Origin of the sequence: Streptomyces sp. NPDC051561 (assembly GCF_044454195.1) — a bacterium.
Lineage (GTDB): Bacteria > Actinomycetota > Actinomycetes > Streptomycetales > Streptomycetaceae > Streptomyces.
This window is the reverse complement of the sequence record NZ_JBITDM010000009.1, coordinates 240,305-251,686: the sequence shown is the minus strand read 5'-3', so window position 1 is coordinate 251,686 and position 11,382 is coordinate 240,305. Positions and strand designations below refer to the sequence as shown.

8 protein-coding genes are annotated in these 11,382 nt (G+C 72.1%); 1 reads left to right on the top strand and 7 read right to left on the bottom strand.

Features of this window, described 5'->3' with window-relative positions; translation table 11 throughout:
• Positions 1-193: 193 nt before the first annotated feature.
• A complete protein-coding gene (xylB, locus tag ACIA73_RS22020; RefSeq protein WP_399440315.1) occupies positions 194-1,744 on the bottom strand; it encodes a xylulokinase in 1,551 nt (516 codons plus the stop codon).
• A gap of 272 nt (positions 1,745-2,016) precedes the next feature.
• Here xylB and xylA point away from each other — a divergent pair, with 272 nt between their 5' ends.
• Positions 2,017-3,186 carry a xylose isomerase gene (xylA, locus tag ACIA73_RS22015; RefSeq protein ID WP_399440314.1) on the top strand — a complete coding sequence of 390 codons (1,170 nt, stop codon included), beginning with the start codon at positions 2,017-2,019 and terminating at the stop codon, positions 3,184-3,186.
• Positions 3,187-3,308: 122 nt separating this feature from the next.
• Here the strand turns inward: xylA and ACIA73_RS22010 are convergent, their stop codons facing one another.
• The 6 genes from ACIA73_RS22010 to ACIA73_RS21985 all read right to left on the bottom strand — a co-directional run bounded on the left by ACIA73_RS22010 (position 3,309) and on the right by ACIA73_RS21985 (position 11,256).
• Entirely contained in the window at positions 3,309-4,592 is a 1,284-nt protein-coding gene (locus ACIA73_RS22010) for an ROK family protein (protein WP_399440313.1), read from the bottom strand.
• Positions 4,593-4,644: 52 nt separating this feature from the next.
• Positions 4,645-6,090 (bottom strand): aldehyde dehydrogenase family protein, encoded by a 1,446-nt coding sequence (locus tag ACIA73_RS22005; RefSeq protein ID WP_399440312.1) that lies wholly within the window; start codon positions 6,088-6,090, stop codon positions 4,645-4,647.
• A 268-nt stretch (positions 6,091-6,358) separates the two neighbouring features.
• Positions 6,359-7,090, bottom strand: coding sequence for an aspartate/glutamate racemase family protein (locus tag ACIA73_RS22000; RefSeq protein WP_399440311.1), 732 nt, complete (start codon positions 7,088-7,090; stop codon positions 6,359-6,361).
• A 46-nt stretch (positions 7,091-7,136) separates the two neighbouring features.
• On the bottom strand, positions 7,137-8,636 hold the full coding sequence (locus ACIA73_RS21995; protein WP_399440384.1) for an NCS1 family nucleobase:cation symporter-1: 1,500 nt from the start codon (positions 8,634-8,636) through the stop codon (positions 7,137-7,139).
• 324 nt (positions 8,637-8,960) lie between these two features.
• Complete coding sequence (locus ACIA73_RS21990; protein ID WP_399440310.1) at positions 8,961-9,614, bottom strand: GntR family transcriptional regulator; 654 nt, start codon at positions 9,612-9,614, stop codon at positions 8,961-8,963.
• Between the two features lie 55 nt (positions 9,615-9,669).
• Positions 9,670-11,256 carry a PucR family transcriptional regulator gene (locus tag ACIA73_RS21985; protein ID WP_399440309.1) on the bottom strand — a complete coding sequence of 529 codons (1,587 nt, stop codon included), beginning with the start codon at positions 11,254-11,256 and terminating at the stop codon, positions 9,670-9,672.
• Positions 11,257-11,382 lie beyond the last annotated feature (126 nt).

The window sequence follows — 11,382 nt, the reverse complement described above, 5'->3', positions numbered from 1 at the left end:
CTCACCTCGCCGCGAGTCGGGATCAAGGGGCCGGGCAGTGCCTTACGTCGACGTACGACCGCGAATCGGCCGTGATCATCCGTTACGGCTACCGACCGGTGCTACCCGATCGTATGTACCCCATTCCTCCCATCGCCACCAGACCTCTCGTCACCGGACCTCCGCCGCCCCCTCCCGAACAAGCAGGGCGGCGTCAGGCGGGACCACCGGCCGCCCAGCCGGGGGACGCCTGGGCGGCCCAGCCGGGGGACGCCTGGGCGGCCCAGCCGGGGGACGCCTGCTGGAGTACGCCGTCGATGCGCGCCCAGGTCCCCATGTCCCTTTCCAGCGGCGGGAGTTCGATGTCGCTGCCGGACTTCCAGGAGGTGGCGATCTCGACCGGGTCGGCGCCGGTGGCCGCTCCCGCCGCGAGGGCGGCCGCACCGAGGGCGACGAGTTCGGTGGCGGCGGGCAGGACGACGGGGCGGCCGGAGAGGCGGCGGACCGTGTCCACCCAGGTGCGGCCCTGGGCGCCGCCGCCGATGAGGCGGAGGGGCCGGGCCGCGACGGCGGCGTCGGTGGGGTCCTCGCCGCAGGCGGTGACGAGTTCGTCCAGGGCGTTCAGGACGGTGAAGGCGGCGCCTTCGTAGGCGGCGCCGAGGAGTTGCTGAGGGGTGGTGGCATGTCGCAGGCCGGTCAGGAGGCCGGAGGCGTGCGGCAGGTCGGGGGTGCGTTCGCCGTCGAGGTACGGGAGGAGGACGGCGCGGCCGCCGGGGGTGGCGTCCTCGCGGTCGAGGCGCAGGAGAGCTGCCACCTTGTCCACGGCGAGGGTGCAGTTGAGGGTGCAGCCGAGGGGGAGGTAGCTGCCGTCGGCGGCGGCGAAGCCGTTGACGCCGGGGCTGGTGGGGCGGGAGCGGGTGGCGGCGAAGACGGTGCCGGAGGTGCCGAGGGAGAGCACGGGGTGGTCGAGGAGGCCGGCCCTGCCCAGGCCCAGGCCGATGGCGGCGGCCATGTTGTCGCCGGTGCCGGCGGCCACCGGGATGCCGGCGGGGAGGCCGAGGGCGGTGGCGGCTTCGGGGGTGAGGGTGCCGATGCGGGTGGCGCCGGTGGGGGCGACCTCGGGGAGCAGGTCGCGGTCGATGCCGAGGAGTTGGAGGATCTCGGGGTCGTAGGCGCCGGTGCCGGTGTGGAACCAGCCGGTGCCCGAGGCGTCACCGGGGTCGGTGGCGGCGACGCCGGAGAGGCGTGCGGTGAGGTGGTCGTGCGGGAGGCGGAGCGCGGTGGTGGCGGCGACGGTGCGGGGTTCGTGCTCGCGGAGCCACTGCCAGGTGGTGGCGGTGAGCGAGGCGACGGGCACCGAACCGGTGCGCTCCAGCCACCAGTTGGCGCCCTGTTCCTCGGTGAGGGCGGCGGCCTGCGGGGCGGAGCGGGTGTCGTTCCAGAGGATGGCGGGGCGCAGCGGGCGGCCGTTCGCGCCGAGGGCGACGAGGCCGTGCTGCTGGCCGGCGACCGCGATGCCGGTGACGGCGGTGGGGCGTACCCCCGACTCCGCGAGACCTTCGGCGACGGCCGCGGTCAGCGCCTGCCACCACCGTTCGGGGTCGCTCTCGCGGGCGCCCGACTCACCGGTGACGGTGTGCGGGGCGCGGCCGGTGCCGAGGATCCGGCCGGCCTCCCGGTCGACCACCGCCACCTTGGTGGACTGGGTGGAGCTGTCCACACCGAGAACTACGGGGGTGTGCGGCTGGGCGACGGGGAGGGGCATCGCGGTGGGCCTCTCGGGAGCAGGGGGCGGCGGGCCGCAGGGCGGGTTTGATCGTACACAGAACAAATGCGAAGGGGCCGGAGCCGTTCGGTCACCGGCCACTCGGGGCCCACCGGCCGCAGGACGGCTCAATGCCCGCGGATTCACCGCGTTTCACTGAGGGGCTGGCCAAGTCGGGTAACGTCGTACAGTATTTGCCATGCCATCAAACAAATACCGCTGACCAGCAGCGCGAAGCCCGCGCGAACCCGACGGACAATGAGGTGCCGACCATGACGGATCGCTACTCCCCCACCCCCGAGGACAAGTTCACCTTCGGTCTGTGGACCGTGGGCTGGCAGGGCCGTGACCCCTTCGGGGACGCCACCCGGCCCGCGCTGGACCCGGTGGAGTCGGTGCGCCGGCTCGCGGATCTGGGGGCGCACGGGGTGACCTTCCACGATGACGACCTGATTCCGTTCGGGGCGGACGACTCCGAGCGGGACGCCCTCGTCAAGCGGTTCCGGCAGGCGCTGGACGCGACCGGCATGAAGGTGCCGATGGCGACGACCAACCTCTTCACCCACCCCGTCTTCAAGGACGGCGGCTTCACGGCGAACGACCGCGACGTACGGCGGTTCGCACTCCGCAAGACGATTCGCAACATCGACCTGGCGGTGGAGCTGGGCGCCACCACCTATGTCGCCTGGGGCGGCCGGGAGGGTGCCGAGTCCGGCGGCGCCAAGGACGTGCGCGTCGCACTGGACCGGATGAAGGAGGCCTTCGACCTGCTCGGGGACTATGTCGTCGAGCAGGGCTACGACCTGCGCTTCGCCATCGAGCCGAAGCCGAACGAGCCCCGCGGCGACATCCTGCTGCCGACGATCGGCCATGCGCTGGCGTTCATCGAGCGGCTGGAGCGGCCCGAACTGGTGGGCGTGAACCCGGAGACCGGGCACGAGCAGATGGCCGGGCTGAACTTCCCGCACGGCATCGCGCAGGCGCTGTGGGCGGGCAAGCTCTTCCACATCGACCTCAACGGCCAGACCGGCATCAAGTACGACCAGGACTTCCGGTTCGGCGCGGGCGATCTGCGGCAGGCGTTCTGGCTGGTGGACCTGCTGGAGACGGCCGGATACGAGGGGCCGCGGCACTTCGACTTCAAGCCGGTGCGGACCGACGGGTTCGACGGGGTGTGGGAGTCGGCGGCCGGGTGCATGCGCAACTACCTGATCCTCAAGGAGCGGGCGGCCGCTTTCCGGGCCGACCCGAAGGTGCGGCAGGCGCTGCTGGACTCACGGCTGGACGAACTGGCGCAGCCGACGGCACCCGACGGTCTTGCCGGGCTGCTGGGCGACCGCAGCGCGTTCGAGGACTTCGACGTGACGGCGGCGGCGGAGCGCTCGATGGCCTTCGAGCGGCTGGATCAGCTGGCGATGGAGCACCTGCTCGCCGTGCGGTAGGCGGGGGCGAGAGCAGGTCGGTCGCGGGGTGCTGTTTCGTCGTGGCCGGTCGCGCGGTTCCCCGCGCCCCTGAACTGCCCCCTTCGGGGCCGTTCAGGGGCGCGGGGAACGGACACGGGCCCCTACCCCTGCCGTGAGCTGAGCCTTTGCGCGTAAGCGGCCGGGTCTGCCAGCACATCGCGTACGACCAGGGCGGCCGCCCCCCGTGCCGCGTCTCCCGACAGCGATGAGGGCCGCAGCCGTCGCGAGCCGGCGGGCCAGAGCCCGGAGACCACCCGCTCGTCCAGCTCGGCCTCGATCACCGGCATCAGCCAGCGGGCGAGCCCGCGGTAGATCCCGCCGAGCACGACGGCCTCGGGGTCGATCAGGTTCACCGCCCCGGACAGCACGAGCCCCAGCTTCTCGCCCGCCGTGCGCAGCGCCCCGAGCGCGGCCCGGTCCCCCGCCTCGGCCCGCCGCTCCAGGTCGGCGACACCGGGGACTCCGGCGTTCTCGTCGATTCCCGCGCTGCGGAGCAGGGCGGGCTGACCGGCGTACTGCTCCAGGCAGCCGCGCGCCCCGCACCGGCACAGCGGGCCGTCCGCCTGTGCCACCACATGCCCGATCTCCCCCGCGAACCCGTGTGCACCGCGCAGCAGTTGGCCGTCGATGACCAGCGCACCGCCGATGCCCACCTCACCGCTGAGGTGGAGGAACGACCTGACGGTCCGGTCGGCGCCGAACCACAGCTCGGCGAGTGCGGCGAGGTTGGCCTCGTTGTCGGCACTGACGGGGAGCGCCGGACGGCCGGGGAGCAGTGCGGCGAGTGCCTGCGCGAAGAGCCCTTCGACGGCAACCCGGCTCCACCCCAGGTTGGGCGCCTGCCGTACGGTGCCGCCGGAGACCAGGCCCGGCAGCCCCAACTGGACCCCCACCAGCTGGAGTTGCTGCTCGGCGGCCGATTCGACGGCGCGCACCGCGATCCGGGCCACCCGGCGGAAGACGTCGGCGGGCGGGGTGCCGCGATTGTCCAGGTGCTCGGTGAGCCGGACCCGGTCGGTGCCGCCGAGGTCGACGACGCACACGGTGACGTAGTCGATGTTGATCTCGATGCCGAGCCCGGCGGCCCCGGTACGGGCCACCTTGAGGACGGTTCCGGGACGCCCGGCCTGTCCGCTGAAGGTCTTGCCGGACTCGGCCAGGAACCCGCCCTCCAGCAGTTGCTCCACCAGTGACGAAACCGCCGCCCTGGTCAGCCCGACACGGGCGGCGACCTGGGCCCGGGTGATCTCCCCCTCGTCGTGCACGGCCCGCAGCACCAGGCTGAGGTTGTGCCGGCGCACGGTGTCCTTGTCGGCCTTGGCGCCCAGCGGGGTCGGGGCGGGGTTCGGGGACGCCGGAGGGGAGGCCGGTGAGCTGATCGTCATGATGACGACGAGCCTACTGGCCTCCCCTCGGACGGGTGGTTGCCGCAGGTGGTTACAGGTCGATGCCGGTGAGGACCATGACCCGCTCGTACGTGTAGTCGTCCATGGCGTAACGGACGCCCTCGCGGCCGACGCCGGACTGCTTCACTCCGCCGTAAGGCATCTGGTCGGCGCGGTAGGACGGGACGTCGCCGACGATCACGCCGCCGACCTCCAGGGCGCGGTGGCCGCGGAAGGCCGCCTGGATGTCGTGGGTGAACAGGCCCGCCTGGAGTCCGTACTTGGAGGAGTTGACGGCGGCGAAGGCCTCCGCCTCCCCCTCCACCTTCTGGATCGAGAGGACCGGCCCGAAGACCTCCTCGCAGGAGAGGGTGGTGTCGGCGGGCAGGTCGGCGAGAACCGTGGGGGCGTAGGCGGCCCCGTCGCGCTTGCCGCCGGTGAGCAGCTGGGCGCCGCCCTTGACGGCCTCGTCGACCCAGGACTCGACGCGCTTGGCGGCGTCCTCGCTGACCAGCGGGCCGACGTCGGTGGTGGCGTCGGACGGGTCGCCGGTCACCTGCGCCTCGACTGCCGCGACGATCTTCGGGACGAGCCGGTCGTAGACCGACGCGTCGGCGATGACCCGCTGCACCGAGATGCAGGACTGGCCGCCCTGGTAGTTGGAGAAGGTGGCGATGCGGGTCGCGGCCCAGTCCAGGTCCTTCTCGGAGGAGAAGTCGGGGAGGACGACGGCCGCACCGTTGCCGCCCAGCTCCAGGGTGCAGTGCTTGCGCGGCACCGAGTCCATGATCGCGTAACCGACCTTGTCGGAGCCGGTGAAGGAGATGACCGGCAGCCGCTCGTCCTGGACCAGCGCGGGCATCTTCTCGTTGGCCACCGGCAGCACGGACCACGAACCGGCCGGGAGGTCGGTCTCGGCGAGCAGCTCGCCCAGGATCAGCCCGGAGAGCGGGGTGGCCGGGGCCGGCTTGAGGATGATCGGCGCACCGACGGCGATCGCCGGGGCGACCTTGTGGGCGCAGAGGTTCAGCGGGAAGTTGAACGGCGCGATGCCGAGGACCACACCGCGGTTGAAGCGGCGGGTCAGGGCCAGGCGGCCGACACCGCCGGCGTCGGTGTCGAGGCGCTGGGCCTCGCCGCCGTTGAAGCGACGCGCCTCCTCGGCCGCGAACCGGAACACGGAGATCGCACGGCCGAGCTCGCCGCGCGCCCACTTGATGGGCTTGCCGTTCTCGGCGGAGATCAGCTGGGCGATCTCCTCGGTGCGCTCCACGAGGCGGTCGGCGACGTGGTTCAGCGCGGTGGCGCGGGCGTGCGCGGGGGTCGCCGCGAACTCGTCCTTCACGGCGTACGCGGCGGCCACGGCCTCTTCGACCTGGGCGTCGGTCGGCACGCTGACCTGGCCGACGAGGCGGCCGTCCCACGGCGAGGTGACGTCGAAGGTGTCGTCGCCGGTGGCCTGGCGGCCGGCGAGCCAGAAAGCGTGGGTGGAAGTCATAGGTGGGTTCCGGCCCTTCCGAGGTGGGGTGTACGGGTGTGGGTCTTCGGTTCCACCGTAGGGGCCGGGGCGGGAGGCGTCGTTTGTCCAGCGTGGAGTGTTGGGGGTGGAGGGTGTGCCGGGATGGTGGGTGGGGCCCGGCCGCGTCGGGGTCCGGCGGGTTACGGGGTGGCTAGGCGCGTCGGGACCCGGCGGACTACGCGGTGGTGAGGCGCGTCGCAGCGCCCGCGGACCACTCGGTGGCGAGGCGGCTCGGGGAGCCCGCGGACTACGGGGTGGCGAGGACCGGCGGCCAGGCCCGGAAGTGCTTGGCGCGGGGGGTGGCGTACGTCCGTACCTTCGATGTCCGCAGGCCGAGCCGGACCAGCGACTCAGCGACCGCCACCGCCGCCGTGACCCCGTCCACCACGGGGACCCCGGTGCGGGCCACCACGCGTTCGGTGAGGCCGGACATGCCTCCGCAGCCGAGGCAGATGACCTCAGCGCGGTCGACGGTGACCGCCTTCACCGCCTCGTCGACGATCGCCTCGACAGCCGCCTCGGGATCGCGTTCGAGGTCCAGGACCGCCATTCCGGCGGCGCGGACCGAAGCGCAGCGGGCGGAGAGGCCGGCCAGGGCGAGGCGGTCCTCGATCAGGGGGACGGCCCGGTCGAGCGTGGTGACGACCGAATAGCTGCGGCCCAGGTACTGGGCGGTGGAGGCCGCGGCCTCGGTGATGTCCACGACGGGGACGTCCAGGAGCTCCTGGAGCCCCTCGCGCCCGTGCTCGCCGTACCCGGCCTGGATCACCGCGTCGAAGTCGCCGGAGTGGGCGCGGACGGTCTCCATCACGGCGATGGCGGCCAGGTGGCTCTCGTAGTTGCCCTCGACGGACTCGGCTCCGAAGGCGGGGGTGAGCGGCACGATCTCGGTTCCCGGGGAGGCGACGGCCGCCGCCTGCTCTCCGATGCTCTTCGTCATCGACTCGGTGGTGTTGACGTTGACGACCAGCAGACGCATGAGGGGTCCTTACGAGGTGGAGAGGGGAGGCGGAGGAGCGGGCGGGTCACACGCTGGGTACGGCGATGGCCTCCCCGTCGACGTCCTCGGCCACCGGCGCGCCCCGTCCCCGGCCGGTCAGGGCGACGTACAGCAGGCCGGCGAGCAGGGTGCCGATGAACCACGAGAAGCCGGAGATCGCCGAGAAGTACGGCACGAAGGCGACCACCACCGCGACGGCCGCGGTCGGCACCAGCGCGAGCACGGCGCGCGGGTTGACGCCGCCCCGGTAGGCGTAGCCGGCCTGCGGGTCCTCGGTGTAGAGGTGCGGGACGTTGACCCGGGTGCGGCGGACCAGCCAGTAGTCGGCCATCACGATGCCGAAGACCGGGCCGAGCAGCGCGCCGAGCCCGCCGAGGAAGTACTCGACGACGGCCGGGCTGTTGTAGAGGTTCCAGGGGAGGATGACCAGGCCGAGTACGGCGCTGAGCACGCCCGCCTTGCGGAAGTCGAGCCTCTGCGGGAAGAGGTTGACCAGGGTGTAGACCGGGGCGACGAAGTTCGCCATCAGGTTGACCGCGACGGTCAGCACGATCAGCGAGAGCGAGGCCAGGACCAGCAGGAAGGTGTTGGGGATGGCCTGCACGATGTCGGCGGGGCTGGCCAGCACCTTGCCTTCGAGCTTGAACTGGGCGCCGCTGAGGACGACCGCGATACCCGCGAAGAAGAGCATGTTGACCGGGATGCCGATGAGGTTGCCGATCAGCACCGAGCGGTTGGACTTGGCGGAGCGGGTGAAGTCGCAGAAGTTGAGGACGAAGGTGCCGTAGACGACCACCCAGAGCGCCGCCGCCTCACCGATGTGCAGCCAGCGGTCTGCTCCCGTGAAGGGGGATCCGGCGTCCGTCGCGATCGACCAGTCCGCCTTGGCGAACATCCACACGGCCAGTGCGAACAGGGTCACCAGCACGGCGGGCGCGGCCACTTCGATGTACTTCCGGATGACGTCCATGCCGTAACTGACGATCAGCACCTGCACCAGCCACAGCGCCAGGAACGACACCCAGCCGAGCGCCGAGAGCCCCAGCACCGCGTGCTGCTCCCAGGACTTCAGCCCCGGCATCAGCGTCACCAGCAGCGCGGACAGCACCGACGAGGCGAGATACGTCTGGATGCCGAACCACGCGATGGCCACACCACCCCTGATGACGGCGGGGAGTTGGGCCCCGCGGACGCCGAAGGCGATCCGGCTCATCACCGGGAACGGCACACCCGTCTTCGACCCCATGTACCCCGACAGGCTCAGCAGCACGAAGAGGAAGACCGAGGCGAGCAGGAAGGCCACCAGGATGTCCCAGACGCTCATCCCCAGCGCGAACAGGCCGAGCGCGAAGGCGTAATTGCCCAGGCTGTGCACGTCGTTGGCCCACAGCGTGAAGACGCTGTAGCCGCCCCAGCTGCGTCCGGCCTTCTTGGTCGGCGCGAGGTCGGGGTTGTAGAGGCGCGGGCTGAGGTCCGGCCGCGCTCCCGCCGCGCTGCTCCCGGCAGCCGGTTCCGCGACCCCCACCCCGTGCCCGTGCGATGCGTCCTGAGCTGTGGTCACGTCCGCCGCCCTTCCCAGTAAATTCGGTATACGAAAACTGGTCTCTGAAGCAATTGACCGGGACGCTACGGCCGTCGCGACACGGCCGTCAATAGGTTCAGAGCGCAAAGATGCAGATGGGATGCACCACAAGCGGGCGACCGGGGATGGAATGCGGAGGTCAGCGCGCGTAGAAATGGGATACCAAATCAACTGCGAGAGAGCGGCCCAGAGCTGGAGTTCTACGGAGGAACACGCAAGAGGGAGCGGGAGGAGAAGGAGGGAGGACGTGGGAGGGAGCGGAAGCCCCTACTGCCCGGCACTCCGAAGATGCGCCGCAGTCGCGCTGCGCCCCGTCTCCAGATGCTTCAGCACCAGCGCCTCGACGCGCGGGACGTCGCGTGCCGCGATCGCGTCGTACAGCCCCTCGTGCTCCTTGGCGACGTCCATCAGGTCGTCGTGCCGCACCAGCAGCCAGCGCAGCCGGCTGCGCAGACCGCGCTCCAGCTCGCAGAGCAGTTCGTTGGCGGCGAGCGTGGTGACCGTCTCGTGGAAATCGGCGGCGGCCCGGCGCGCCATGACCGCGTCGCCCCGGCGGGCCGCTTCGAGTTCGGCGTCCAGGGCGGCCCGCAGCTCTTCGAGCCCCGCGCGGGTACGTCGCTGGGCCGCGAGCCGGAAGGTCAGGGTGTCCAGTGCCGAGCGGACCTCGTCGAGGTCGGCGATGTCGGTGGGGCTGAACTCCCGCACCACGGCCCAGGTGCGCGGCCTGGGGGTGACCAGGCCCTCGGTGACCAGGGCCTTGAGGGCGTCGCGGATGGGCAGACGGCTGACGCCCAGCTCGGCGGCGAGTTCACGCTCGACGAGCTTGCTGCCGGGGGCGCGCACGCCGTCCACGATCTCGTCGCGCAGGTGGCGGGTGATCCGATCGGACTCGGGTTCGAAGCCCTCTGCTGCGTCTGCCATGTGTCCGATTCTCCCATCAGGCCGAGGGTGGGCCCCCGCCCTGCTCCCCGGTGCGCTACTCCCCCGCCCCCGTAGAGGTCGCCTTCAGCGCCAGCCACAGCTCCATGCGCACATCCGGGTCGTCCAGCGACCGCCCGAGGATCTCCTCGACCCGCCGCATCCGGTACCGCAACGTGTGCCGGTGCACGCCCAGTTGGGCCGCCGCCGCATCCCACTGCCCGTGCCGCGAGAGCCATGCGCGCAGCGAGGCCACCAGGTCTCCGCGGCCCGTCGCGTCATGTTCGTGCAGTGCCCGAAGCATCCCGTCGGCGAAGGCCCGTACCGCGTCGTCCGCGAGCAGCGGAAGCACCGAGCCCGTCGCCAGCTCCTCGTGCTCGACCAGGGTGCGGCCCCTGCGGCGGGCCACCGAGAGGGCCTGCTCGGCCTGCTTGAAGGCGGTGGCCGCGGCGATCGGACCGGCCGGTGCGGACAGCCCCACCACCAGGTCGTCCTCCTCCACCGGCTCCATCGGGCGGGCCTTGCCCCCGCCCCGTACCGCCGCCGCGGTGTGCACCGTGCAGGCGGCGACCGTCTCGCCGCCGTCGGCCGCCAGTATCACCACCCGGGACCCGTCGGGTACGACGAGCAGGGCCTCGCCCGCCCGGGCGGCCGCCGATTCGAGGGCGTCGACCAGGGCCTGGAGGGGTTCGGTGCCGTCGGTGCCCTCGCTCGCGGCTTCGGCGATGAGGACCCGGAAGGGGGCGTCGAGGAGGTCTCCGTACAGGTCACCGGCGACCGCGCGGGCGTGGTCGGGTTCACCGGCGAGCAGCATCCGGAGCACCGCCGCGCCGAGGCGGGCCTCGGCGGCCTGGAGGGCGCGGGTGCGTTCGGTGGTGAGGGTGAGCAGGGCGATGGCGGAGTGCACGGCGTACCGCTCGACGGTGCCCAGCGGGGCGGCGGTACCGACGGCGAGGGCGCCCCTGGCCCGGCGGCCCGCGCCCAGCGACTGGAGTTCCACGCGGTCGTCGTTGTTGCCGACCACCGCACTGGCGGGGGCGGGGCGCAGCCGGAGCCGTTCCACGTCGTCGGCGAGGCGGGTGGCCCGGCGGCCCGCCCAGTCGGGGGCTGCGGCGACCACCGCGCCGGAGGCGTCGTAGACGGCCGCCCAGCCGTCGACGTGCGAGGCCAGCTTGGCGACCAGGTCGGCGGGGCCGTTGAGGGCCGCCTTGGTGAGTTCCCGCTGCGCCTCGAAGCCCGCCGTCACGGCCCGGTACTGATCGGCGGCGATGGCGGCCGACACCGCCTTGGAGATGGCCAGGAAGGGGGTGCGGCGCGGTACTTCGAGGAGCGGGAGGTCCTCCTCCTTGGCGGCGGCGAGGAGGGCTTGGGGGATGTCGTCGTAACTGACCCCGACCGCGAAGCCGAGGCCCACGACGCCCGCGCCGACCAGCCTGCGGACGTACCGCCGCATCGCCTCGGGGTCCTCGGCGTCCAGCTTCATCGCGGTGATGAGGAGGAGTTCGCCGCCCTCCATGTAGGGGACGGGGTCGGCGAGCTCACTGACGTGCGCCCAGCGCACCGGGGTCTCCAGCCGGTCCTCACCGGCGCGCACGACGAGCTTGAGCGCGGTGTGGTGGACGAGGGAGGCGAGCGTGGGCGGCATCAGGGGGCGCGACCTTAGACAGAGGACGGATCAGGCGGAGCAGACATGGAAATGCGCCGTCCCGTACGAACGACACCCCCGATTCTGCCAGGACGTACGTATGCCCGGTATCACCAAGGTCACTCG